This is a genomic window from Leclercia sp. Colony189, assembly GCF_009740165.1.
In the GTDB taxonomy this organism is placed as follows: Bacteria; Pseudomonadota; Gammaproteobacteria; order Enterobacterales; family Enterobacteriaceae; genus Enterobacter.
Map to the genome: position 1 here is coordinate 747,991 of NZ_CP046557.1, position 23,133 is coordinate 771,123.

Here is a 23,133-nt window from a genome sequence, read left to right on the forward strand (position 1 = left end):
CGGCATTTTTATGAGTGCGAAGGGGTGTAGCTCAGGATGATGTTCTCATCCGGGATATGGGTGAAGTCAGCGATAATCGCGTGGTAATCCGCCTGTGGATCCATGTCGCTAAAGAGTGCTGGATAGAAAATTTTACTCAACGCCTCGATGGCGACGATGTTGTATGGGTTGTTATAGAAGTGGTGATACAGCGCCCCGGTATGACCCTGCGCCACCGCCGGAATAGCGGCAACCCCCTGACGCGCCACAAGCGCATTGAACGCTGCGGTGACCTTCTCTGCCGGGACGTTATAGCCAAACGGGATAATGGCCGAGCCTTTGCCCGGACGCTTAGAGCCGGTCATCAGGTAGTAGTCCGGGTTGAGGGAGATGATTTTTTCCACCGAAACATTCCCGCTCGCCCCAGGCAGCAGCTGTGAGCCTATGTTGGTGCCACCCGCCGCTTCAACCAGTCCCCCCCAGCCGTTACGCGCATGGGTAAAACAGCAGCCATTATCCAGCCCGCCAACACCGGCGATCGGTTCGATAAAGACCAGCGGTTTTTTGCTGACGGTCGCCAGACGCTGGTGGATTTTATCCAGACGCTGTTGATAGAAATCGATGTAGGCTTGCGCGCGTTCGGTCTGACCCAGCACCTGGCCCAACAGGGCGATACTCGGCAGGGTATTCTTTACCGGATGCAGCTCGTAATCCACGAAGAGGACCGGAATGTGCAGGGCCTCGAGCTTCGTCAGTACGCCAGATTGCACCAGCGACGGTTTAGCGCGAAGCTGGGCGATCATCAGGTCCGGCTGGCGGGAGAGCACCGTTTCGAGATCGACATTGCCCTGGTCGGAAAACTTCATGTCGAGGATCTTCTCCGCTTCTGGCCATTTCCGCTTCAGCACGTTCCAGGTTTCGGTATCCTGCTTTTTCGGCAGATTGTTCCACGCCACCACCCTGGCGAACGGGTTCTCGCGCACCAACAGCGCCAGCGCGAAGATGTCCCGCCCGTCCTGCAAAATGATGCGCTGCGGTTCGTGTTCCACCGTCACCGTGCGGTTATCCATATCCTTGACCGTCACGGGCCAGCTTTGCGCCTGGGCGATAAGCGGGGTAATGAAGAGGACCAGCCCCCCGGCGGCTGCGATGAGTTTTTTTAGCATCCTGTTTTCCATCTCTTTTAGGGTGTTAATCCGTCGACCACCACATGGGGCAGCCTGCGGGAACAGTATTCGACTCGTCCCTCCACGCCATATACCGTCGCCAGATTAGCAGGGGTAACAACCTCTCCCGGCAGGCCGCTGGCAATCAGTTCGCCGCCTTTCAGCATCAGGGCATAGTTAGCGTGGCGCAGGGCAATGTTGATGTCGTGGATCACCACGACAGTGACGATGTTGCGCAGCCGCGTTTCGCGGGCGACGATATCCATCACATGGAACTGATAGTTGAGGTCGAGGGCACTCAGGGGCTCGTCCAGCAACAGCAAATCGGGCTGGCGGATCAGGGACTGAGCGAGGCCAATCAACTGCTTTTGCCCGCCGGAGAGCCGGTCGAGAAAACGCATCGCCAGATGAGCAACACCCAGTTTTTCAAGGATGGCGTACGCCTCCTGTTCAACATTTTGCGTATCGACGCTGCCGCTGGCCCGACGGGCGACAATCACCGATTCCAGCGCATGCAGGTGCACACCCTGAGGCAGGGATTGCGGGAGATAAACCACCTTCTGCGCCCGCGTTGCCGAGGGCAGCATCATCAGATCCTCGCCATTCAGCCGTAACTCGCCCTGCGCAGGATTCAGGTCCGCCAGGGCGCGCAGCAGGGTCGATTTACCGGAGCCGTTCGGCCCCAGCAGGGCGGTGATCTCGCCGCGGGGGAGCAGGGGCGTGGTGAGCCCGCTGATGATCTTTGTCTTGCGATAGCCGGTGTGCAGTTCCCGGACGCGAAGGCCGTCGGTCATACGTTCCCCCGGTTGCGAATAATGATGCTCAGGAAGAACGGCACGCCCACCAGCGAGGTGACAATCCCTACAGGAATAATGACGCCGGGAACGATGTTCTTGGAAAAAACGGAGGCCAGCGAAAGCACCAGGGCGCCAACCAGCATGCTGCCGGGGAGATAAAAACGGTGATCCTCGCCAAACATCATGCGGGAGATATGCGGCGCCACCAGGCCTATAAAACCCACTGGCCCGACAAAGGCGACCGTCAGCGACGAGATAATACTGATGCGTAAGAGCGTCGCCAGACGCAGCTTTTTTACGTTAATGCCGAAGCTGACGGCACGATCTTCGCCCAGACGCAGCGCCGTGAGTTTCCATGCATTTTTCAGCGACAGCGGCACGATAATCAGCAGGGCTACGGCCAGGATCGCCAGCTTATCCCATGAGGCTCTTGCCAGGCTGCCCATCGTCCAGAATACCAGTCCCTGCAGCGTATCTTCGCTGGCGACAAACTGCAGGATGGAGATTAGCGCGTTAAAGGTAAAGACCAGCGCGATACCGAATAACACCACGCCGGAGGTGGCCACGCGGGTCCAGCGGCTGATGCCATCCAGAATAAAGCAGGCCAGCAGGGCAAAGATAAAGGCGTTTGCCGGAATAAACCACTTATCGTCAATGCCGGGAACGCCCAGCCCGAGCACTATCGCCAGCGCGGCACCGAAGGAGGCGGCAGACGACACGCCCAGCGTAAATGGACTGGCGAGCGGGTTATTCAGGATGGTTTGCATCTCTGCCCCGGCAAGCCCCAGGGCCATGCCAACGGCGACAGCCATCAGCGCGAACGGCAGCCGCAGTTCCCAGACGATAACGCGCGTGCCGGCATCGACAGAAGCGGCATCCATTAAGGTGTGCCAGAGCGTGGAAACGGAGATGCCCGACGGGCCGAGGATAAAATCGAGGATCAGGGAGCAGATAATGAAGAAGAGCAGTACGCCTGCCAGAGTAAAACGCCTGACCAGGACTTTACGGTAATGCGACGCGATAATGGCTTCGCCAGTTTGCTCGCGAGCGGCAAGGCTGGAGTTCATCAGATAACCCTATGCAACACAAAAGAATCATTTATCCCCTGCGCGTTCCATTTTGGCGGCCGTCTGATATCCATTATCCGGGATGCCCGGGCAACACTATTCGCAATGATAATGCTTATCAATTGAATATGAGGATTATTGCCGTTCTGTTTACGTATCGTTTCTGAAGCGGGCAAAAAACAAGCAGATTAGAAGGGGAAGGTGTAACCGGAGAGGGGAGTCGTGCCCGCGGAGCGGGCACGAAGGGGATCAGTGTTTTTCACCAATCGGCAGAACGGTGCGACCGAACTGCTCGTTCAGGACTTCACCCATTGCCAGGTAGATGGCGCTGGCACCGCAGACCAGGCCAACCCAGCCCGCCACGTGGATAATGGCTTCGCCGTTATCCACCAGGTGACCCACTGCCAGCAGGGCGAACAGCACGGTCAGGCTCAGGAAGACGAACTGCAGCGCGCGGTTACCCACCAGCGTGCCGAAGAACATGAACAGCGTGAAGACGCCCCACAGGCCCAGATAGACACCCAGGAACGGCGTATTAGCCGCATCGGTCAGGCCCATTTTCGGCATCAGCAGAATGGCGACCAGGGTCAGCCAGAATGAACCGTAAGAGGTAAATGCGGTTAAACCGAAGGTATTGCCTTTCTTATATTCCAGCAGGCCCGCGAAGATCTGTGCGATACCGCCATAAAAAATGCCCATCGCCAGGATAATGCCATCCATCGGGAACATCCCGATATTATGCAGGTTCAGCAGAATGGTGGTCATGCCAAAACCCATCAGGCCCAGCGGAGCCGGATTAGCCAACTTAGTGTTGCCCATAAGTCCTCAAAAAAATCATCATTAATATGGTGAAATAGTGGTTCCCACGCCAATACTCCCTGGCGGGGCGCGGCATCATAATGGGCGCCATCGATGCCGTCTATGATCTAATCAGGGTGAAATTAAAAAATTTTTTATCCGTCCCCCTTGATGGATGCCGTTGCGACCCCATCTTGTAGTCAACCGCAGTGTGTGGACCTGAAAAAATTCAAATCTGGGCAGTTGAAAAAGCACCTTTTGCCCTTATTACAGGTACACAACCACATGTTGACCGAATTTATAGTGGAGACGTTTAGATGGGTAAAATTATTGGTATCGACCTGGGTACTACCAACTCTTGTGTAGCGATTATGGACGGCACAACTGCACGTGTGCTGGAGAATGCCGAGGGCGATCGCACCACGCCTTCTATCATTGCCTATACCCAGGATGGTGAAACTCTGGTTGGTCAGCCGGCTAAACGTCAGGCAGTGACAAACCCGCAAAACACGCTGTTTGCGATTAAGCGCCTGATTGGCCGTCGCTTCCAGGACGAAGAAGTTCAGCGTGATGAAGCCATCATGCCTTACAAAATCATCGGCGCTGAAAACGGCGACGCCTGGATTGATGTTAAAGGCCAGAAAATGGCACCGCCGCAGATCTCTGCTGAAGTGCTGAAAAAAATGAAGAAAACGGCGGAAGATTACCTGGGTGAGCCGGTAACTGAAGCGGTTATCACCGTACCAGCCTACTTCAACGATGCACAGCGTCAGGCGACCAAAGACGCGGGCCGTATCGCGGGCCTGGAAGTCAAACGTATCATCAACGAACCAACCGCAGCGGCACTGGCTTACGGTCTGGATAAAGAAGTTGGCAACCGCACCATCGCGGTATACGACCTTGGTGGTGGTACTTTCGATATCTCTATTATCGAAATCGACGAAGTTGACGGCGAAAAAACCTTCGAAGTACTGGCAACCAACGGTGATACCCACCTGGGTGGTGAAGACTTCGACAGCCGTATGATCAACTACCTCGTTGACGAATTTAAGAAAGATCAGGGCATTGACCTGCGTAACGATCCGCTGGCGATGCAGCGCCTGAAAGAAGCCGCAGAAAAAGCGAAAATCGAGCTCTCTTCTGCGCAGCAGACCGACGTGAACCTGCCGTACATCACTGCAGACGCCACCGGTCCAAAACACATGAACATCAAAGTGACTCGCGCGAAACTGGAAAGCCTGGTAGAAGACCTGGTTAACCGTTCCATCGAGCCGCTGAAAGTTGCGCTGCAGGATGCGGGCCTGTCCGTATCTGAAATCCAGGACGTTATCCTGGTAGGTGGTCAGACTCGTATGCCAATGGTTCAGAAGAAAGTCGCTGAATTCTTTGGTAAAGAGCCGCGTAAAGACGTTAACCCGGACGAAGCCGTTGCTATCGGTGCTGCTGTTCAGGGCGGCGTACTGACCGGTGATGTTAAAGACGTACTGCTGCTGGACGTTACCCCGCTGTCTCTGGGTATCGAAACCATGGGCGGTGTGATGACTCCGCTGATCGCCAAAAACACCACCATCCCGACCAAGCACAGCCAGGTGTTCTCTACCGCTGAAGACAACCAGTCTGCGGTAACCATCCATGTGCTGCAGGGTGAGCGTAAACGTGCCGCAGATAACAAAGATCTGGGCCAGTTTAACCTCGACGGTATCAGCCCGGCGCCGCGCGGTATGCCTCAGATCGAAGTCACCTTCGACATCGATGCTGACGGTATCCTGCACGTTTCCGCGAAGGACAAAAACAGCGGTAAAGAGCAGAAGATCACCATCAAGGCCTCTTCTGGTCTGAACGAAGAAGAGATCCAGAAAATGGTTCGCGAAGCAGAAGCGAATGCCGAGTCTGACCGTAAGTTCGAAGAGCTGGTTCAGACCCGCAACCAGGGTGACCATCTGCTGCACAGCACCCGTAAGCAGGTTGAAGAAGCGGGCGATAAACTGCCTGCTGACGACAAAACGGCTATCGAGTCTGCACTGAGCGCGCTGGAAACTTCCCTGAAAGGTGAAGACAAAGCCGATATCGAAGCGAAAATGCAGGCACTGGCGCAGGTTTCCGAGAAGCTGATGGAGATCGCACAGCAGCAGCACGCACAGCAGCAGGCTGGCGCAGGCGCTGACGCTTCTGCGAACAACGCGAAAGATGACGATGTTGTCGACGCAGAGTTTGAAGAAGTGAAAGACAAAAAATAATCGCCCTTTGAACGGGTAATACACTGGCACGGGCGAAGAGGTTTCCTCTCCGCCCGTGCACGCATGTTAGGGGCAGATAAAACAAGATGGCAAAGCAAGACTATTACGAGATTTTAGGCGTTTCCAAAACAGCGGAAGAGCGTGAAATCAAAAAGGCGTACAAGCGCCTGGCCATGAAATATCACCCGGACCGCAACCAGGGTGACAAAGAGGCCGAAGCCAAATTTAAAGAGATCAAAGAAGCCTACGAAGTCCTGACCGATGCGCAGAAACGTGCGGCTTACGATCAGTACGGTCATGCCGCGTTTGAACAGGGCGGTATGGGTGGCGGCGGATTTGGCGGCGGCGGCGCAGATTTCAGCGATATCTTTGGTGACGTGTTCGGCGATATCTTCGGCGGCGGCCGCGGTCGCCAGCGTGCAGCCCGTGGTGCAGACCTGCGTTACAACATGGAGCTGACGCTGGAAGAGGCGGTCCGTGGCGTGACGAAAGAGATCCGCATCCCGACGCTGGAAGAGTGTGACGTTTGCCACGGCAGCGGCGCGAAGGTGGGCACCAAGCCGCAGACCTGTCCAACCTGTCATGGCTCCGGTCAGGTGCAGATGCGTCAGGGCTTCTTCGCGGTGCAGCAGAGCTGTCCGCACTGTCAGGGTCGCGGTACGCTGATCAAGGATCCGTGCAACAAATGTCACGGTCACGGTCGCGTCGAGAAGACCAAAACCCTCTCCGTTAAAATCCCAGCGGGCGTGGATACCGGCGATCGTATTCGTCTCTCTGGCGAAGGCGAAGCAGGCGAGCATGGCGCACCGGCAGGCGATCTGTACGTTCAGGTACAGGTGAAGCAGCACGCGATTTTTGAACGTGAAGGTAACAACCTGTACTGCGAAGTGCCGATCAACTTTGCGATGGCGGCGATGGGCGGTGAGATTGAAGTGCCAACACTGGACGGTCGTGTAAACCTGAAAGTGCCTGGCGAAACCCAGACCGGCAAGCTGTTCCGTATGCGCGGCAAAGGGGTGAAATCCGTCCGTGGCGGCGCGCAGGGCGACCTGCTTTGCCGCGTGGTGGTAGAAACCCCGGTTGGCCTGAACGAAAAACAGAAGCAACTGCTGAGAGAATTGCAGGATAGCTTTGGTGGCCCAACAGGTGAAAACAACAGCCCGCGCTCCAAAAGCTTCTTTGATGGCGTGAAAAAATTCTTTGACGATTTGACTCGCTAATGCTGAGCTAACGTTGTCCGCGAAGCCCGGAAGCGATTCCGGGCTTTTTTATCCCTGAAGTAATCAGATCGAAAAAACTGAGTCTATAGTTAACATTAACCTGCTTTTGCCGATGAATATCCGTGCGTATGATGGTTTTAACGAAGGATTGTCGTAAAAAGAGAGAGTAATAGTGAAACTTTTGAATCGTTTTTTCCGCAATGAGGCCTCTGGAGGCATCATACTCATGCTGGCTGCAGCCATCGCTATGCTGCTGGCAAACCTGGGCCCAACCCGCGGCCTGTATCACGCTTTTCTGGAAACACCCGTTGAGTTACGTGTCGGCGTGCTGGAAATCAACAAGAACATGCTGCTGTGGATCAACGATGCACTGATGGCGGTCTTTTTCCTGCTGGTGGGGCTGGAGGTCAAGCGTGAGCTGGTCCAGGGCTCCCTGGCAAGCCGTCAGCGCGCGGCGTTTCCGGTGATTGCCGCCATCGGCGGGATGGTGGTTCCGGCCCTCATCTTTCTGGCTTTTAACTATCAGGATCCCATTGCCCGGGATGGCTGGGCGATCCCGGCAGCAACGGACATCGCCTTTGCGTTGGGCGTTCTCGCGCTGTTAGGTAATCGCGTGCCGATGGAGTTAAAAATCTTCCTGATGGCCCTGGCGATCATCGATGACCTGGGCGCAATCGTCATTATTGCCCTGTTCTATACCAGCGAGCTGTCGGTGCTGTCGCTGGCGGTTGCGGCGGCGGCCATCGCGGTACTGGCGCTGCTCAATATCTGCAATGTCCGTCGTATTGGTATCTATCTCCTGGTGGGTATGGTGCTGTGGACGGCTGTACTGAAATCGGGCGTGCATGCCACTCTGGCCGGCGTGATTATCGGTTTCTTCGTGCCGCTGAAGGCGCAAGAGGGTAAATCGCCGGCGAAGCAGCTCGAGCACGTGCTGCATCCGTGGGTCGCCTTTATGATCCTGCCGCTCTTCGCCTTCGCAAACGCGGGTGTTTCCCTTGAGGGCGTCACGCTGGATGGATTGATGTCGATGCTGCCGCTGGGGATCATCGCCGGGCTGTTTATCGGTAAGCCGCTGGGGATTGGCCTCTTCTGCTGGATGGCGCTGAAACTGAAGCTTGCCACCCTGCCGCACGGAACCACCTGCCGGCAGATCATGGCCGTCGGCGTGCTGTGCGGGATCGGCTTTACTATGTCGATCTTTATCTCAACACTGGCGTTTGGCGCGAATGCCCCTGAGCTTATCATCTGGGCTAAGCTGGCTATCTTAACCGGATCGCTGTTGGCTGCGTTTGTAGGTTATATGTTGCTGAAGACGAAATTGCCCTCGCAGGCGCATCCGGCGTAACGGGACTCCGGGAGGGACAGGCAGCCCTCCCGTTAACACAATCAGGGAGCGAGGATCATATGTCTCATCTTAACTACAACCATCTTTACTACTTCTGGCATGTCTACAAAGAGGGGTCGGTTGTCGGCGCTGCAGAGGCGCTCTACCTGACGCCGCAGACGATTACCGGGCAGATAAAAGCGCTGGAGGAGCGCCTGCAGGGCAAGCTCTTCAAGCGTAAGGGGCGCGGTATTGAGCCAAGCGAACTGGGTGAACTGGTGTTTCGCTACGCCGACAAAATGTTCACCCTGAGCCAGGAGATGCTCGATATTGTGAATTACCGTAAGGAGTCGAACCTGCTTTTTGATGTGGGCATTGCAGATGCGCTGTCAAAGCGGCTGGTCAGCGGGGTGCTGGATGCGGCAGTCGTGAAGGATGAGCAGATCCACCTGCGCTGTTTTGAATCGACGCACGAGATGCTGCTGGAGCAGCTGAGCCAGCATAAGCTGGATATGATTATCTCTGACTGCCCCATCGACTCCACGCAGCAGGAAGGCCTTTTTTCGGTGAAGATTGGCGAATGCGGCGTCAGCTTCTGGTGCAGCAATCCGCCGCCAGAAAAACCGTTCCCCGCCTGTCTGGAAGAGCGCCGTTTACTGGTTCCCGGGCGTCGTTCGATGCTGGGACGCAAGCTGCTGAACTGGTTTAACTCCCAGGGGCTGAACGTTGAAATTCTGGGTGAGTTTGACGATGCCGCATTGATGAAAGCGTTCGGGGAAGCGCATAACGCCATTTTTGTCGCCCCGACGCTCTATGCGCAGGATCTCTATGCGGATGAGAAGATTACCGAGATAGGCCGGGTGGACAACGTGATGGAAGAGTATCACGCCATTTTTGCCGAAAGGATGATCCAGCATCCGGCGGTGCAGCGTATCTGTAATCAGGATTACGCTGCGCTGTTTACGCCACCGGTACTCTGAAGGCATAAAAAAACCCGCATTAAGCGGGTTCTTTTAAAACAAGCAACAACAAATAGCGATTAAGCCAGTTTGTTGATCTGCGCGGTCAGGTTAGCCTTATGACGCGCTGCTTTGTTTTTGTGGATCAGACCTTTAGCAGCCTGACGATCCACGATTGGTTGCATTTCGTTAAATGCGTTCTGCGCAGCAGCTTTGTCGCCAGCTTCGATAGCTGCGTATACTTTCTTGATGAAAGTACGCATCATAGAGCGACGGCTTGCATTGTGCTTACGAGCCTTTTCAGACTGGATAGCACGTTTCTTAGCTGATTTGATATTAGCCAAGGTCCAACTCCCAAATATGATCTATGTGGACAATTCAAAGGCCGAGGAATATGCCCTCTATACCTTCTTTTGTCAATGGATTTGTGCAAATAAGCGCCGTTAATGTGGCGACGCTACGTTACGTAGTGATGGCGCAGGATTCTACCAGCTTGTCGTGTCTGAATACAGCTTTTCGGCACAAAAAACGTTATCTGCCGACAGTTTTTTTCGCTCTGAAAGGTCAGCATGATGAAATCATTACAGCTTTCTGTTTTGCGGCAACAATCGCCGGTTAACCTTAACCGCTGTACAAGGTATACTCTGGCGATTTTCACTGTTTTGAGCCAGTCATGAAGCTGATACGCGGCATACATAATCTCAGTCAGGCCCCGCACGGGTGTGTGCTGACTATTGGTAATTTCGACGGCGTGCATCGTGGGCATCAGGTGCTGTTGCAGGGATTGCGTGAAGAGGGACGGGCACGGGGTCTGCCGGTCGTCGTAATGATTTTTGAACCGCAGCCGCTGGAGCTCTTCGCCAGCGAGAAGGCGCCTGCGCGACTGACCCGTCTGCGTGAAAAATTACGCTATCTGGCGCAGTGTGGCGTGGACTATGTCCTGTGCGTCCGGTTCGACCGACGCTTTGCCGCCCTGACGGCACAAAATTTTGTTGGCGACCTGCTGGTCGATCGCCTCGGGGTACAGTTTTTGGCGGTGGGTGATGATTTCCGCTTTGGCGCTGGTCGTCAGGGGGATTTCTTGCTATTACAGAAGGCTGGTCTGGAGTATGGCTTTGACGTCACCAGCACCCAGACCTTTTGCGAAGGCGGCGTGCGCATCAGCAGCACGGCGGTTCGCCAGGCTTTAGCCGATGACGATCTGGATACCGCCGCAAAACTGCTCGGACGCCCGTTCTCCATTTCCGGACGCGTCGTGCACGGCGATGAACTGGGTCGCACCATTGGTTTCCCTACGGCGAATGTACCGCTGCGCCGTCAGGTTTCCCCGGTTAAAGGGGTTTATGCGGTAGAAGTGACGGGGCTGGGTGATAAGCCTTTACCGGGTGTTGCCAATATTGGTACCCGTCCGACAGTTGCTGGCGTGCGCCAGCAGCTCGAAGTGCATTTGCTGGACGTTGTAATGGACCTCTACGGTCGCCATATAGATGTAATCCTGCGTAAAAAAATACGCAATGAGCAGCGATTCGCCTCGCTTGATGAGCTGAAAGCGCAAATCGTGAGAGATGAATTAACAGCCCGCGAAATATTTGGGCTATCGAACCCGGCTTAATGCCTGAGATATAAATACGGAACCGAGAATCTGATGAGTGACTATAAATCAACCCTGAATTTGCCGGAAACAGGGTTCCCGATGCGCGGCGATCTCGCCAAGCGCGAACCGGGAATGCTGGCGCGTTGGACCGATGATGACCTGTACGGCATCATCCGTGCAGCCAAAAAAGGTAAAAAAACTTTCATTCTGCATGATGGCCCTCCCTATGCGAATGGCAGCATTCATATTGGTCACTCTGTAAACAAGATTCTGAAAGACATTATCGTTAAGTCTAAAGGCTTAATGGGCTATGACTCGCCTTACGTTCCAGGCTGGGACTGCCACGGTCTGCCGATCGAGCTGAAAGTGGAGCAGGAGTTTGGCAAGCCGGGCGAGAAGTTCACCGCTGCTGAATTCCGTGCTAAATGCCGCGAATATGCCGCCACGCAGGTGGATGGTCAGCGTAAAGACTTTATCCGTCTGGGCGTACTGGGCGACTGGTCGCATCCGTACCTGACCATGGACTTCAAAACCGAAGCCAACATCATCCGTGCGCTGGGTAAAATCATCGGCAACGGCCACCTGCACAAAGGCGCTAAGCCGGTGCACTGGTGTGTGGACTGCCGCTCTGCGCTGGCAGAGGCAGAGGTTGAGTATTACGACAAAACCTCTCCGTCCATCGACGTAGCCTTTGAAGGCGTCGATCAGGATGCGCTGCAGGGCAAATTTGGTCTGCCGGGCGTCAACGGCCCAATCTCGCTGGTCATCTGGACCACCACGCCGTGGACCCTACCTGCCAACCGCGCGATCTCCCTCTCTGCGGAGTTCGAATATGCGCTGGTACAGGTTGAAGGCCGCGCGCTGATTCTGGCGAAAGATCTGGTTGAGAGCGTGCTGAAGCGCGCGAATATCACCGACTATAAGGTACTCGGCACCGTGAAGGGCGCTGAGCTGGAGCTGATGCGCTTTAAGCATCCGTTCCTCGATTTCGATGTTCCGGCGATCCTGGGCGAGCACGTTACCCTGGAAGCGGGTACCGGTGCGGTACATACCGCCGGTGGCCACGGCCCGGACGACTACAACATCAGCCTGCAGTACGGGCTGGAAATCGCTAACCCGGTTGGCCCGGATGGGGCGTACCTGCCTGGCACATACCCGACGCTGGACGGTGTTAACGTCTTTAAAGCCAACGATATCATCGTCAACATGCTGCGCGACAACGGCTCGCTGCTGCACGTTGAAAAAATGCAGCACAGCTATCCATGCTGCTGGCGCCACAAAACGCCGATCATCTTCCGTGCAACCCCGCAGTGGTTTGTGAGCATGGATCAGAAAGGGCTGCGCGCGCAGTCATTGAAAGAGATCAAAGGCGTGCAGTGGATCCCGGACTGGGGCCAGGCGCGTATCGAGTCCATGGTGGCGAACCGTCCTGACTGGTGTATCTCCCGTCAGCGTACCTGGGGCGTACCGATGTCTCTGTTCGTGCATAAAGAGACGCAGGAGCTGCACCCGCGCACGCTGGAGCTGATGGAAGAAGTGGCTAAGCGCGTTGAAGTGGACGGCATTCAGGCGTGGTGGGATCTCGATTCCCGCGACATCCTGGGCGCAGATGCGGATAGCTACGAGAAGGTGCCGGATACGCTGGACGTCTGGTTCGACTCCGGATCTACCCACGCCTCCGTGGTTGACGTGCGTCCTGAGTTTGCCGGTCACGCTGCCGACATGTATCTGGAAGGTTCTGACCAACACCGCGGCTGGTTCATGTCATCCCTGATGATCTCCACCGCCATGAAGGGCAAAGCGCCTTACCGTCAGGTACTGACCCACGGTTTCACCGTCGATGGTCAGGGCCGCAAGATGTCTAAATCTATCGGTAACACCGTTTCTCCGCAGGACGTGATGAACAAGCTGGGCGCGGATATTCTGCGTCTCTGGGTGGCATCTACCGACTACACCGGCGAAATGGCGGTTTCTGACGAGATCCTGAAGCGTGCTGCCGACAGCTATCGTCGTATCCGTAACACCGCGCGTTTCCTGCTGGCGAACCTGAATGGTTTCGATCCGGCAAAAGATATGGTGAAACCGGAAGAGATGGTGGTGCTGGATCGCTGGGCGGTAGGCTGTGCCCAGGCGGCGCAGGAAGATATCGTCAAGGCGTACGACTCCTACGACTTCCACGAAGTAGTGCAGCGCCTGATGCGCTTCTGCTCCATCGAGATGGGCTCGTTCTATCTCGACATCATCAAAGACCGTCAGTACACCGCCAAAGCGGACAGCGTGGCGCGTCGTAGCTGCCAGACTGCGCTGTACCACATCGCGGAAGCGCTGGTGCGCTGGATGGCGCCGATCATGTCCTTCACCGCAGATGAGATCTGGGGCTACCTGCCAGGCGACCGTGAGAAGTATGTCTTCACCGGCGAGTGGTATGAAGGTCTGTTTGGTCTGGGCGAAACCGAAGCCATGAACGATGCCTTCTGGGACGAGCTGCTGAAAGTGCGCGGCGAAGTGAACAAAGTCATCGAGCAGGCGCGTACCGACAAGAAAGTGGGCGGCTCTCTGGAAGCGGCAGTAACCCTGTTCGCTGAACCAGAGCTGGCGGCGAAGCTGACTGCGCTGGGTGATGAATTACGATTTGTCCTGTTGACCTCCGGTGCAAAAGTTGCGGATTATGCCGATGCGAGCGCTGATGCCCAGCAGAGCGAACTGCTCAAAGGGCTGAAAGTGGCGCTGGCAAAAGCCGACGGCGAGAAGTGCCCGCGCTGCTGGCACTACACGACCGATGTCGGTCAGGTGGCGGAACACGCAGAGATCTGCGGACGCTGTGTCAGCAACGTCGCCGGTGATGGCGAAAAACGTAAGTTTGCCTGATGAGTAAATCACTCTCTTCAACAGGGCTGCGCTGGCTGTGGCTGGTGGTGGTCGTGCTGATTATTGATTTGGGCAGCAAGTACCTGATCCTCCAGAACTTTGCTCTGGGGGATACGGTTCCGCTGTTCCCGTCGCTTAATCTGCACTATGCGCGTAACTATGGCGCAGCGTTTAGCTTCCTTGCGGACAGCGGCGGCTGGCAGCGCTGGTTCTTTGCCGGTATCGCCCTCGGTATCTGCGTGGTACTGGCCGTGCTGATGTACCGTTCGAAAGCCACGCAAAAGCTGAACAACATCGCCTACGCGCTGATCATTGGCGGCGCGCTGGGTAACCTGTTCGACCGTCTGTGGCACGGCTTTGTGGTCGACATGATCGACTTCTACGTCGGCAACTGGCACTTCGCCACCTTCAATCTGGCCGATACGGCGATTTGTATCGGTGCGGCGCTGATTGTGCTGGAAGGCTTCTTGCCGAAGCCCGCAGCGAAAGAGCAGGCGTAACAAACCCGCCGGGCGGCGCTGCGCTTGCACCGGCCTACAATGAGTAGGCCCGGTAAGCGCAGCGCCACCGGGCAAAATGAGTGAGCACTCTGCATGTCTAAATCCGTACAGTCCAACAGCGCGATGCTGGTTCATTTCACGCTGAAACTCGATGATGGCTCCACGGCGGAGTCCACCCGCAATAACGGCAAACCGGCGCTGTTCCGTCTGGGTGATACCTCTCTGTCTGAAGGTCTTGAGCAACAGCTGCTGGGGCTGAAAGAGGGGGATAAAAAAAGCTTTTCACTGGAGCCGGATGCTGCGTTTGGCGTGCCGTCCCCGGACCTGATCCAGTACTTCTCGCGTCGTGAATTTATGGATGCAGGAGAGCCTGAGATCGGGGCGATTATGCTCTTTACCGCTATGGATGGCAGCGAAATGCCAGGTGTGATCCGTGAAATCAACGGCGACTCGATTACCGTTGACTTCAACCATCCGCTTGCCGGGCGTACCGTTCATTTTGATGTAGAAGTGCTGGAAATCGATCCGGCACTGGAGGCCTGAAATGCAGATCCTGTTGGCTAACCCGCGCGGCTTCTGCGCCGGTGTAGACCGCGCTATCAGCATTGTTGAAAACGCGCTGGAGATCTACGGCGCGCCGATTTACGTGCGCCATGAAGTGGTACACAACCGCTACGTGGTCGACAGTCTGCGCGAGCGTGGGGCGATCTTTATCGAGCAAATCAGCGAAGTGCCGGACGGCGCTATTCTGATCTTCTCTGCTCATGGCGTTTCCCAGGCCGTGCGTAACGAAGCCAAAAGCCGCGATCTGACCGTATTCGACGCTACCTGTCCGCTGGTGACGAAAGTGCATATGGAAGTGGCCCGCGCCAGCCGTCGTGGTGAAGAGTCGATCCTGATTGGCCACGCCGGTCATCCGGAAGTCGAAGGTACCATGGGCCAGTACAGCAACCCGGAAGGAGGGATGTATCTGGTTGAGTCCCCGGAAGATGTCCTGACGCTGAACGTGAAAAACGAAGCCCGTCTGTCGTTTATGACGCAGACCACGCTTTCGGTTGATGATACGTCGGATGTGATTGACGCCCTGCGCCAGCGCTTCCCGAAAATCGTCGGGCCGCGTAAAGATGATATCTGCTATGCAACCACTAACCGTCAGGAAGCGGTGCGTGCCCTGGCTGAACAGGCGGATGTGGTGCTGGTAGTCGGCTCGAAAAACTCCTCTAACTCCAACCGTCTGGCCGAACTGGCGCAGCGAATGGGCAAGGCGGCGTTCCTGATCGACGACGCGACGGACATCCAGGAAGCGTGGGTTAAAAACGCGGCCTGTGTCGGTGTCACCGCCGGGGCTTCCGCGCCGGATATTCTGGTGCAGAATGTGATTGCTCGCCTTCAGGAGTTGGGTGGGGGTGAAGCCGTTCCGCTGGAAGGGCGCGAAGAGAACATCGTCTTCGAAGTCCCGAAAGAGCTGCGAATCGACGCCCGCGAAGTAGAATAAGGTTTAAAAATGCCAGTCATCAGGTGACTGGCATTTTTTCATTCAGATAGTTGATCATGGCTCGCATTCTGGCTGGCATATGCTTGTTACGCGTCCAGAGCAGCCATAAATCGCCCGAATAGCTGCTGATAAACGTCCACTCCGGCAGAACCTGTACAATTTCCCCTTTTTCAAGCGCCTCACGCGCCGTAAACAGCGGTAAACTCCCGATACCTACATGGTGTTTGACCGCATCCAGCCGCACGCCCGTGTGGTTAGCCGCGTAGCGGCCGTGTGTCTGTACCATCTCCGTTTTTCCCTGTGAGGTAAATTTCCAGCGTGAATCGGCCGGGGTTTCACCGAGCGAAATACAGCTATGCCCCCGGAGGTCGTGCGGATGCTGAGGCGTGCCTGCGCGACGAAGGTATTCTGGCGTCGCGCAAATAATATGGGTTACCGGCATCAGCGGTTTTCCGTACAGGCCTGGCGAAGGGGTATCGGTGATCCGTAATGCCAGATCGACACCGTCATCGATCAGATCCATGTAGCGATCTTCCAGGCGCAGGCAGACATCTATTTGCGGATAGCGCGCCAGGAATGCTGGCATCAGCGGATGGATCACGAACCGTCCCACGGCTTTCGGTACGCTTATCGTGAGCTTTCCCTGCGCAATGGTTTGCAGACTACTGCCGGAATCCATTGCCTGTTGGGCCGCGTCCAGCATATCTAGGGCATGTTCATAAACTGATTTTCCGGTTTCGGTAAGCGCCAGCTTGCGCGTGGTACGGTTCAGTAACTTACACCCCATCTCCTTCTCCAGGCGTGAAACACAGCGGCTGATCGCTGAGGGGGTCGCGCCCGTAATACGGGCTACGGTTGAAAAATTGCCATGTTCGACAATGGTAACGAAGGTCGCGAGATCGGGAAGCAGTGCAGGTTTCATTTGTGCATACCAGGCAAGAGTGCATTGTTTGAAAGCCAGATTATCGATGCTTAAGTGATGAATATACTGTCAGGGTACAGAGGAGAACAACCATGACAGAACGACTTTATTACATCAGTGAAGCGACGGAAGGCCGCGCGAAAGTCATCCGTTGCACTGAAGAGGCGGATGGCCGTTACGCCGTCGAGCTGGATCAAACCCTTTTCCATCCGCAGGGTGGCGGACAACCAGCAGATCGGGGCTTCATCGCCGGGATCGCGGTGGAGAGCGTGAACCTGCGTGGAGAGCAGGTCATTCACATTCTGGCCCGGCCGCTTATGCCTGGTGAGGTGGACATTCAGGTGGATAAAAGTGCGCGGGTGCGACATTCCCGCTGGCACAGCGCAGGCCATTTGATCGGTTATGCCGGCGAGCGATGTGGTTGGGAACCGGTAAAAGCCCACCACTGGCCCGGTGAAGGACGGATTATCTTTACGGCCCGGGACCTTAATAGCGCAATGCCTGATGCTAGCGCGCTGACAGTTCTTATTAACGGCTGGAAAGCGGACAATCTGCCCCGTCATACAGCAATGGAAGCGGGCAGACGCCAGGTTCGCTTTGGCGATCTTCCTGCTTATGCCTGTGGCGGAACGCATGTTAGCCAGCTGGCGGAAATAGGTGAGATGGAGATCCTGGGGATGAAAATAAAAAAAGGGCAGTTGGTCGTCACTTATGCCCTTCACGAGCAGGCGTAACTGGAGCGTGATTAACCCGACAGAGCGGAAGGCTTCGCGGGAGGGGGACAGGTTAATCTGGTAAGCTTGTTGTGTTGTTCTCCTCGGGCCGGAGATAAACATGAATCCTGATATTACCCCGCCACCCCAGGTGGCATCGGCCGGCGGTTATGCGCTTCGCGTATTTGCCGCTGAACTTCACCCACAGGGATGGGAGGTCAGCCATGCTTAACGTTGGGCTGGATATGACCATTACACACCGTCCATTGGGTTTTAGCTACGGAGGCGACGTCACTGGCCCGATGCCGGAGATCCGAACGCTGGATCAGATCCGTCCGTCGCTGCGCAATCCGGACTGCGAAGGGCCAGAGCAGGTGTATGCCATCGCGATGGACGTGGCGAGGCTTGCAGACAGAGAGGAGCTGGAAAAGCGGAAACTGCTGTTTGGCGTGGTCACCTATGCCGCGGGTACGCTCGGCGATGAGCCGGTGCGTAGCCAGGGGCATGTTCACCGTATCAGCCAACACAGTGGATGGTCACCGCCCGAACTGTATGAGATCTGGCAGGGGAAAGCGATCGTCTACATGCAAGAGTATGTTGATGACGATCCCGGCCGCTGCTTTGCGGTGCTGGCGGGGCCGGGTGAAAAGGTACTGGTGCCGCCGGGGTGGGGCCATGCCACTATTTCCGCCTCGCCGGAGGAGCCCTTAACCTTTGGCGCCTGGTGCGACAGAGAATATGGCTTTGAGTATGAGGCCATTCGCGCCCGCAGGGGGCTCGCCTGGTATCCGCTGGTGCAGGGGAGGCATATCGTCTGGCAACATAATAAGCATTATATGGCAGGCAGGCTGCAGATGATTACGCCGCGCTGCTACAGCGAGTTTGGCATCACCGATGCGCCTGTCTACCAGCAGTTTATTGACGATCCCGCCCGCTTTCAGTTTATCTCCCGCCCGGATAAAACGGCGGAGCTATGGCGCAACTTCCATCCGTAACGTAAGCCGGGGCATCGCCCCGGCTCGTTTAACCGGCAAACAGACCGGATGCCACGCCAAGCGCGGCCAGCACCAGCAGTAGCAGCATGGCTTTCACCGGCGAGACCCCTTTTTTTGCCATCAGATACCAGGTGCCGAGCACGACCGCCAGCGGCAGCAACTGCGGGAAGATCCCATCGAGCATCTGCTGAACGTGGATATTCACCCCATCTTTAGTGATGAACTCCAGCCCGGTGCCCAGCTTCACGTAGCTTGCCGCCACGCCGCCCATGACGAAAACCCCTAGCAGCGAGAGCGCCTCACGCAGGCGTGCGGATTTGCTGCTTACCAGCATCTCCACCGAGCCGGAACCCATCCGGTAGCCCTTAAGAAACAGGAACCAGGAGCCAGGGAGCACGATCGCCAGCCAGGCGATAGCATAAAAAAGCGGCCCGAGAATATTCCCCCCCGCCGCCAGCGCCATTCCGATACTCAGCAGAATGGGGATCAGCATGCCGGGGATCATTGAGTCGCCGATGCCGGCGATCGGCCCCATCAGGCCCACCTTCAGGGTATTGATGGTGTCGCCGTCAATGGGTTCACCGTTGGCTTTTTTCTCTTCCAGGCCCAGCACCATGCCGTTAACTATCGCGCCAATCTGCGGTTCTGTGTTGTAGAACGAGGCATGACGGCGCAGCATTTCGGTGCGCTGCGTTGCGTCCGGATAGAGCTTTTTTGCCACCGGCAGCATGCTCAGGCAAAAGCCGAAGGATTCCAGGCGTTCAAAGCTCATCGACGACAGGTTATGCATCATCCATGCCCGCCAGCAGCGGCGCAGATCCTTACGGGTGAGTTTACGTTCTTCCATCAGAATTCATCCTCGTCGTCGTGCGTCGGTCTTGCGGCAACGGGTTGCGGTGCCTCCGGCTTGTAGTTGTAATGGATCAGCGCCAGCAGCGCGCCGACAATCACCAGCGCCACCATGTTCAGCTTCAGAAAGACAATGCAGACGAAACCGACCAGGAAGTAGATGAGCATGGTATAGCTTTTGATGATCTGCTTTAACAGAATGGCGATGCCCACGGCAGGCAGGATGCCGCCCAGCACGTTCATCGTGGAGAGCACGATTTGTGGCAGGCTATCCATAAAGCTGCTGATGTACTGGGCACCAAAATAGACCGCGATGAAGGCCGGAACAAAGCGCAGTACAAAGTTCATCGCCTGCGGCCAGATCGCGCTGTTGAGAAAGAGTCCCCGTTCGTCGCCGCGTTCCAGCGCAACATCCGCCCGGTGGTTCCAGTACGAATTCAGGACCATCATGGCGTTAAAGAGGATGGTGCCGGCGATGCCAATGGTGGCCGCCAGGGCAACGGCGACTTCGGGACCTTTACCGGAGAGAATGCCAAGGGCTATCGCAGGCCAGGCGACGAAGTTTAAATCCGCTGGCATCGAGCCGCCCGGGGTGACCATGGCGATATAGACAGCCTGAACCGCCACGCCAATCATGATACCGGTTTTTACGTCGCCAAGGATAAGCCCTACCAGCATGCCCGAAATCAACGGCCTGGAGATGAGATACCAGCCGCCTGTCAGGCCGAACAGCCAGGGACTGCTGAGCGCCCCGAGATAGCAAAACAGGCCGATTAATGATGCTTCGACAATCATTTCTGGCTCCTTATTTTATTTTTTGTTTAGCGTCCTGCCAGCTAAAGAAGCTGGCATCCGGCACCAGGCGAAACTCAATCACATGGCCCCGTTCGGCAAGCCACTCAAAGGCTGCGGCCTCCTCAGCGCTGACGGACTGGTTAGGCCCGATGGTCGTGGTGTTGGCGCGGGCGCTCATTGGCCCGACATTAATTTTCCCGTTGCTGTTTTTCAGGCTAATGCCCGCCTGTTCAATGCGCTGCAGCGTGACCGGTGATTTGCCGATCACGAAATAGCGTTTCTCGCTGGCAATGACCTTCGGCAGCTTCTCAATGGCCGTAGCGGTATCAAATAGCCACACTTTGGTATCGGATACCGCCCCTTTCATGACCGACGAGAGCAGTGGGTCGGCCGCGACGGCATCGTCAATGGCGACGATGCCTTCGCAGGGCAGCTCTTTTGCCCAGCGTGTGACCAGCTGGCCGTGGATTACCCTGTCATCAATGCGTACGAAAGAAATCGTCATAGCTCTCTCCTTAAAAATCGTCTGTCTGTTCGGTCACCACGTGCCTGGCCTGGATGAGCGTGGGGAAAGTCAGTTCAAGAAGCTGTGCGGCGGCGTGTTGCACATCGTCCAGCTCAGTGACCTCATCGGTTTGCAGCAGCATCGGGAAATTCACCCCCGCTACCACGGCGATGGGCGGCTGGGTTAAGGGGTTAAACGCGGCTTCGCAGGCCACGTTCCAGGGCGTGCCGCTCTGCATATCGCACAGCACCAAAATGCCGCTGGCCCCCTCGCTGGCCTGCGCCAGAGCGGTAGTGAAATCATGGCGAAATCCTTCAATGCCTCTCTCTCCGGTGAGGCATACGGCGCGTAGATTTGGCAGTTCGCCATAGACCATCTCCCCGCTTTCCAGCAGCGCGGCGGCCAGGGGGCCGTGTGTGGCAACGATAAACTGAATCATGCTTACCCCCTTACCCAGGCTTTAACGGTGGCCAACTGCTGGCCGATGCCTTTACCCCAGGGAGAGATGCGGTATTCGCCCACGGCAGCAGGGACGATAAAGGTTTCGGCGTAATGCACCACGAAGGGTTCAAAGGCGTTGTCAGGACTGTCCACTCGCGCTTCTGCCCCCTCCACCAGGTTCAGCACGTTTACGCCGCCTTCCGTGTTGTGCAGGACTGGTTCGCTGAACCAGTGACGGCGGGTTTCAATAAATTCGCGTTCGTGCAGGCCGGTGCGCTCTTCGCGCCAGCCCTTTCCTTCGCTGACAGGCTCAAACTGGTTCACGAGATGCTTCTGTACCCAGCGGGTGTCACGCTGCCAGTCAATGACCTGCTCGCCATGCTCGAGGTGAACAGGGCGGGGCAGACCGTCCATGCCGAGACGGCCCCAGTCCCAGAGTTTGAAGGTGAAAATGTAAGGCGTGGCGCTGATCTCCAGCACCATCGTGCCGGAACCAGAGCAGTGAACCGTGCCGGCGGGGATCAGGAAGTGATCGTGTTTATGCGCCGGGATCTTGTTCACAAAGCGGGCGTCATCGAAGGCTTTTTCACCCTGAGCGGCGCGTTTGAGATCGTCCATCATTGCCTGTGGGTGGGTGCCGCTCACGGTGCCCAGGTAAACCACCGCGCCGGGCTCCGCCTCCAGAATGTAGTAACTCTCATCCTGGGTGTAGTGCATACCGAACTGCTGCTGGATGTACTCCGTTACCGGGTGCACCTGAAAGCTCAGGTTCTGCCCGCCGATGGTATCGAGAAAGTCGAAGCGGATTGGGAATTCTGCGCCAAACCGGGCGTGAACCTTTTCCCCCAGCAGCGAGCGGGGCTGAAGCAGAACCAGGTCCTGGGAGGGGATCTCGATCCGCACCGCGCCAAAACGCAGTAACAGGCTGTTTTCCTCGGGCACGCAATCAAAACACCACGCGTAGTTGGGCGCGGCGGGATCGAGATCGAACTGTTGTTTCATCCACTGGCCGCCCCAGACGCCGGGATCGAAGAAGGGCACCACGCGGAAAGGACGCCGGGTGGTGTGCGCCAGGCCCGCGCGCAGGGCGTCTCCGCAGACCATCGCCGGTGCGTTAGCGAGGGTGGTATCCAGCAGGAAATCAGCGCGTTTAAGGAGCGGTGTTTTGTGGCGATCGAACACCCGCCACTCAATAAAGAAGGCGCGCTTATAACGGCGGAGCATATCTTCAGTCTGGTTTTCGACGCCCCAGTTGCCCAGCTCGCCTTTGCGCATACGCTGCTGAATTTCCCAGCGCGGCAGATCGGCGTAGACCAGCACGTCGCCCGGATGGACCAGGGCAGCGCCGGAGCCATAAATCACCACCAGCCCCTCTTCACAAGCGGTGACCTGCTCTTGCAGAACCTTTAGCCTCTCCCTGTCCATAAATTCCACTAGCTGGTGGCATGAAAGCACGCCAAAAACGCGGTCATCGGTGAGGTTACGCGCCAGCATCGCATGCAGCGCATCCTCATCGCGGCGGGCCCGTTCGGCATTAATCGTCAGCGCCGGACGGAGCGATGAGAACAACATCTGCTCCAGTTCGTCGAGACGTACGCCGGGATAGCAGTCGATAACCAGCACGGTGCGTTTCGGGAGCTGTTGCTGTGCAAGCGAACGTCCAATCGCCTCCCAGCCCTGCCAGGCGCGGTGGTCGAAGCCGCTTATGTTGACTTCAGGGTGTTTATCGTAGGTGGTCATAGTCTCTCTCCTTCAATATTGATTAGGTTATTCGATTAACCGGCTTTGAAAAGAGTGGTTAACGCGATTAACCCGGCATTCCGCGGCATTTACGGGTAATCTGCGGCGGTTCTGTGAAGGAGGTCACAGGGAAAAATGCAAAAATTAGGTTATTCGATTAATCTAA

The 23,133-nt window shown here is 56.4% G+C and carries 22 protein-coding genes and 1 pseudogene; 12 read left to right on the forward strand and 11 right to left on the reverse strand.

Going from position 1 to position 23,133, the window contains the following annotated elements; all coding sequences use genetic code 11:
• Positions 1 to 8: 8 nt before the first annotated feature.
• The 4 genes from GNG29_RS03595 to satP form a co-directional block, all read right to left on the reverse strand.
• On the reverse strand, positions 9 to 1,145 hold the full coding sequence (locus GNG29_RS03595) for an ABC transporter substrate-binding protein (protein ID WP_156653896.1): 1,137 nt from the start codon (positions 1,143 to 1,145) through the stop codon (positions 9 to 11).
• A 17-nt stretch (positions 1,146 to 1,162) separates the two neighbouring features.
• A complete protein-coding gene (locus GNG29_RS03600; protein WP_103178205.1) occupies positions 1,163 to 1,939 on the reverse strand; it encodes an ABC transporter ATP-binding protein in 777 nt (258 codons plus the stop codon).
• Entirely contained in the window at positions 1,936 to 3,009 is a 1,074-nt protein-coding gene (locus GNG29_RS03605) for an iron ABC transporter permease (RefSeq protein ID WP_103178206.1), read from the reverse strand. Before GNG29_RS03605 ends, GNG29_RS03600 begins: the two co-directional genes overlap by 4 nt.
• A gap of 249 nt (positions 3,010 to 3,258) precedes the next feature.
• A complete protein-coding gene (gene satP, locus GNG29_RS03610; protein WP_103178207.1) occupies positions 3,259 to 3,828 on the reverse strand; it encodes an acetate uptake transporter in 570 nt (189 codons plus the stop codon).
• A 296-nt stretch (positions 3,829 to 4,124) separates the two neighbouring features.
• On the opposite strand from satP, the gene dnaK reads away from it, so the two are divergent.
• The 4 genes from dnaK to nhaR all read left to right on the forward strand — a co-directional run bounded on the left by dnaK (position 4,125) and on the right by nhaR (position 9,571).
• On the forward strand, positions 4,125 to 6,044 hold the full coding sequence (gene dnaK, locus GNG29_RS03615) for a molecular chaperone DnaK (protein ID WP_103178208.1): 1,920 nt from the start codon (positions 4,125 to 4,127) through the stop codon (positions 6,042 to 6,044).
• Positions 6,045 to 6,130: 86 nt separating this feature from the next.
• Positions 6,131 to 7,264: a molecular chaperone DnaJ gene (dnaJ, locus tag GNG29_RS03620; protein ID WP_103178209.1), complete on the forward strand. Its 1,134-nt coding sequence runs from the start codon at positions 6,131 to 6,133 to the stop codon at positions 7,262 to 7,264.
• Between the two features lie 172 nt (positions 7,265 to 7,436).
• Positions 7,437 to 8,612: a Na+/H+ antiporter NhaA gene (nhaA, locus tag GNG29_RS03625; protein ID WP_156653897.1), complete on the forward strand. Its 1,176-nt coding sequence runs from the start codon at positions 7,437 to 7,439 to the stop codon at positions 8,610 to 8,612.
• A gap of 59 nt (positions 8,613 to 8,671) precedes the next feature.
• Entirely contained in the window at positions 8,672 to 9,571 is a 900-nt protein-coding gene (nhaR, locus tag GNG29_RS03630) for a transcriptional activator NhaR (RefSeq protein ID WP_103178211.1), read from the forward strand.
• Positions 9,572 to 9,630: 59 nt separating this feature from the next.
• On the opposite strand, the gene rpsT is transcribed toward nhaR, so the two are convergent.
• On the reverse strand, positions 9,631 to 9,894 hold the full coding sequence (rpsT, locus tag GNG29_RS03635) for a 30S ribosomal protein S20 (RefSeq protein ID WP_008502037.1): 264 nt from the start codon (positions 9,892 to 9,894) through the stop codon (positions 9,631 to 9,633).
• 154 nt (positions 9,895 to 10,048) lie between these two features.
• Here rpsT and GNG29_RS23265 point away from each other — a divergent pair.
• The 6 genes and pseudogenes from GNG29_RS23265 (at position 10,049) to ispH (ending at position 16,007) form a co-directional block, all read left to right on the forward strand.
• A pseudogene (locus GNG29_RS23265) lies at positions 10,049 to 10,216 on the forward strand (DUF2575 domain-containing protein).
• 7 nt (positions 10,217 to 10,223) lie between these two features.
• Positions 10,224 to 11,162, forward strand: a complete 939-nt coding sequence (ribF, locus tag GNG29_RS03645; RefSeq protein ID WP_103178213.1) for a bifunctional riboflavin kinase/FAD synthetase — start codon at positions 10,224 to 10,226, stop codon at positions 11,160 to 11,162.
• A gap of 33 nt (positions 11,163 to 11,195) precedes the next feature.
• Positions 11,196 to 14,012: an isoleucine--tRNA ligase gene (ileS, locus tag GNG29_RS03650; protein WP_156653898.1), complete on the forward strand. Its 2,817-nt coding sequence runs from the start codon at positions 11,196 to 11,198 to the stop codon at positions 14,010 to 14,012.
• Positions 14,012 to 14,512, forward strand: coding sequence for a signal peptidase II (gene lspA / locus GNG29_RS03655; RefSeq protein ID WP_103178215.1), 501 nt, complete (start codon positions 14,012 to 14,014; stop codon positions 14,510 to 14,512). Before ileS ends, lspA begins: the two co-directional genes overlap by 1 nt.
• 93 nt (positions 14,513 to 14,605) lie before the next feature.
• Positions 14,606 to 15,055, forward strand: a complete 450-nt coding sequence (gene fkpB / locus GNG29_RS03660; RefSeq protein ID WP_103178216.1) for an FKBP-type peptidyl-prolyl cis-trans isomerase — start codon at positions 14,606 to 14,608, stop codon at positions 15,053 to 15,055.
• 1 nt (position 15,056) lies between these two features.
• Positions 15,057 to 16,007 carry a 4-hydroxy-3-methylbut-2-enyl diphosphate reductase gene (ispH, locus tag GNG29_RS03665; protein WP_028015471.1) on the forward strand — a complete coding sequence of 317 codons (951 nt, stop codon included), beginning with the start codon at positions 15,057 to 15,059 and terminating at the stop codon, positions 16,005 to 16,007.
• A gap of 19 nt (positions 16,008 to 16,026) precedes the next feature.
• Here the strand turns inward: ispH and GNG29_RS03670 are convergent, their stop codons facing one another.
• Complete coding sequence (locus GNG29_RS03670) at positions 16,027 to 16,929, reverse strand: LysR family transcriptional regulator (protein WP_156653899.1); 903 nt, start codon at positions 16,927 to 16,929, stop codon at positions 16,027 to 16,029.
• 92 nt (positions 16,930 to 17,021) lie between these two features.
• Between GNG29_RS03670 and GNG29_RS03675 the strand changes: the two genes are divergently transcribed.
• Positions 17,022 to 17,663 (forward strand): alanyl-tRNA editing protein, encoded by a 642-nt coding sequence (locus GNG29_RS03675; RefSeq protein WP_156653900.1) that lies wholly within the window; start codon positions 17,022 to 17,024, stop codon positions 17,661 to 17,663.
• A gap of 203 nt (positions 17,664 to 17,866) precedes the next feature.
• Positions 17,867 to 18,637, forward strand: a complete 771-nt coding sequence (locus GNG29_RS03680; RefSeq protein WP_103178219.1) for a glucose-6-phosphate isomerase family protein — start codon at positions 17,867 to 17,869, stop codon at positions 18,635 to 18,637.
• A 28-nt stretch (positions 18,638 to 18,665) separates the two neighbouring features.
• On the opposite strand, the gene GNG29_RS03685 is transcribed toward GNG29_RS03680, so the two are convergent.
• From GNG29_RS03685 to GNG29_RS03705, 5 genes are read right to left on the reverse strand one after another with little or no spacing between them, the layout of a single operon-like run.
• Entirely contained in the window at positions 18,666 to 19,484 is an 819-nt protein-coding gene (locus GNG29_RS03685) for a PTS system mannose/fructose/sorbose family transporter subunit IID (protein WP_103178220.1), read from the reverse strand.
• The gene (locus tag GNG29_RS03690) at positions 19,484 to 20,281 is read right to left on the reverse strand and encodes a PTS sugar transporter subunit IIC (protein WP_103178221.1); all 798 of its coding nucleotides are present in this window, start codon (positions 20,279 to 20,281) and stop codon (positions 19,484 to 19,486) included. Before GNG29_RS03690 ends, GNG29_RS03685 begins: the two co-directional genes overlap by 1 nt.
• A 10-nt stretch (positions 20,282 to 20,291) precedes the next feature.
• Positions 20,292 to 20,786 carry a PTS sugar transporter subunit IIB gene (locus GNG29_RS03695; RefSeq protein ID WP_156653901.1) on the reverse strand — a complete coding sequence of 165 codons (495 nt, stop codon included), beginning with the start codon at positions 20,784 to 20,786 and terminating at the stop codon, positions 20,292 to 20,294.
• Positions 20,787 to 20,796: 10 nt separating this feature from the next.
• A complete protein-coding gene (locus GNG29_RS03700; RefSeq protein WP_103178223.1) occupies positions 20,797 to 21,225 on the reverse strand; it encodes a PTS sugar transporter subunit IIA in 429 nt (142 codons plus the stop codon).
• A 2-nt stretch (positions 21,226 to 21,227) separates the two neighbouring features.
• Positions 21,228 to 22,967: a class I mannose-6-phosphate isomerase gene (locus tag GNG29_RS03705; protein WP_156653902.1), complete on the reverse strand. Its 1,740-nt coding sequence runs from the start codon at positions 22,965 to 22,967 to the stop codon at positions 21,228 to 21,230.
• Between the last annotated feature and the right edge of the window lie 166 nt (positions 22,968 to 23,133).

What these genes read in the sequence shown, in the direction of transcription:
- GNG29_RS03595 (WP_156653896.1), bottom strand. Translation starts at nt 1,145, where the DNA reads ATGCTAAAAAAACTCATCGCAGCCGCCGGGGGGCTGGTCCTCTTCATT.
- GNG29_RS03600 (WP_103178205.1), bottom strand. Translation starts at nt 1,939, where the DNA reads ATGACCGACGGCCTTCGCGTCCGGGAACTGCACACCGGCTATCGCAAG.
- GNG29_RS03605 (WP_103178206.1), bottom strand. Translation starts at nt 3,009, where the DNA reads ATGAACTCCAGCCTTGCCGCTCGCGAGCAAACTGGCGAAGCCATTATC.
- satP (WP_103178207.1), bottom strand. Translation starts at nt 3,828, where the DNA reads ATGGGCAACACTAAGTTGGCTAATCCGGCTCCGCTGGGCCTGATGGGT.
- dnaK (WP_103178208.1), top strand. Translation starts at nt 4,125, where the DNA reads ATGGGTAAAATTATTGGTATCGACCTGGGTACTACCAACTCTTGTGTA.
- dnaJ (WP_103178209.1), top strand. Translation starts at nt 6,131, where the DNA reads ATGGCAAAGCAAGACTATTACGAGATTTTAGGCGTTTCCAAAACAGCG.
- nhaR (WP_103178211.1), top strand. Translation starts at nt 8,672, where the DNA reads ATGTCTCATCTTAACTACAACCATCTTTACTACTTCTGGCATGTCTAC.
- ribF (WP_103178213.1), top strand. Translation starts at nt 10,224, where the DNA reads ATGAAGCTGATACGCGGCATACATAATCTCAGTCAGGCCCCGCACGGG.
- ileS (WP_156653898.1), top strand. Translation starts at nt 11,196, where the DNA reads ATGAGTGACTATAAATCAACCCTGAATTTGCCGGAAACAGGGTTCCCG.
- lspA (WP_103178215.1), top strand. Translation starts at nt 14,012, where the DNA reads ATGAGTAAATCACTCTCTTCAACAGGGCTGCGCTGGCTGTGGCTGGTG.
- fkpB (WP_103178216.1), top strand. Translation starts at nt 14,606, where the DNA reads ATGTCTAAATCCGTACAGTCCAACAGCGCGATGCTGGTTCATTTCACG.
- ispH (WP_028015471.1), top strand. Translation starts at nt 15,057, where the DNA reads ATGCAGATCCTGTTGGCTAACCCGCGCGGCTTCTGCGCCGGTGTAGAC.
- GNG29_RS03670 (WP_156653899.1), bottom strand. Translation starts at nt 16,929, where the DNA reads ATGAAACCTGCACTGCTTCCCGATCTCGCGACCTTCGTTACCATTGTC.
- GNG29_RS03675 (WP_156653900.1), top strand. Translation starts at nt 17,022, where the DNA reads ATGACAGAACGACTTTATTACATCAGTGAAGCGACGGAAGGCCGCGCG.
- GNG29_RS03680 (WP_103178219.1), top strand. Translation starts at nt 17,867, where the DNA reads ATGCTTAACGTTGGGCTGGATATGACCATTACACACCGTCCATTGGGT.
- GNG29_RS03685 (WP_103178220.1), bottom strand. Translation starts at nt 19,484, where the DNA reads ATGGAAGAACGTAAACTCACCCGTAAGGATCTGCGCCGCTGCTGGCGG.
- GNG29_RS03690 (WP_103178221.1), bottom strand. Translation starts at nt 20,281, where the DNA reads ATGATTGTCGAAGCATCATTAATCGGCCTGTTTTGCTATCTCGGGGCG.
- GNG29_RS03695 (WP_156653901.1), bottom strand. Translation starts at nt 20,786, where the DNA reads ATGACGATTTCTTTCGTACGCATTGATGACAGGGTAATCCACGGCCAG.
- GNG29_RS03700 (WP_103178223.1), bottom strand. Translation starts at nt 21,225, where the DNA reads ATGATTCAGTTTATCGTTGCCACACACGGCCCCCTGGCCGCCGCGCTG.
- GNG29_RS03705 (WP_156653902.1), bottom strand. Translation starts at nt 22,967, where the DNA reads ATGACCACCTACGATAAACACCCTGAAGTCAACATAAGCGGCTTCGAC.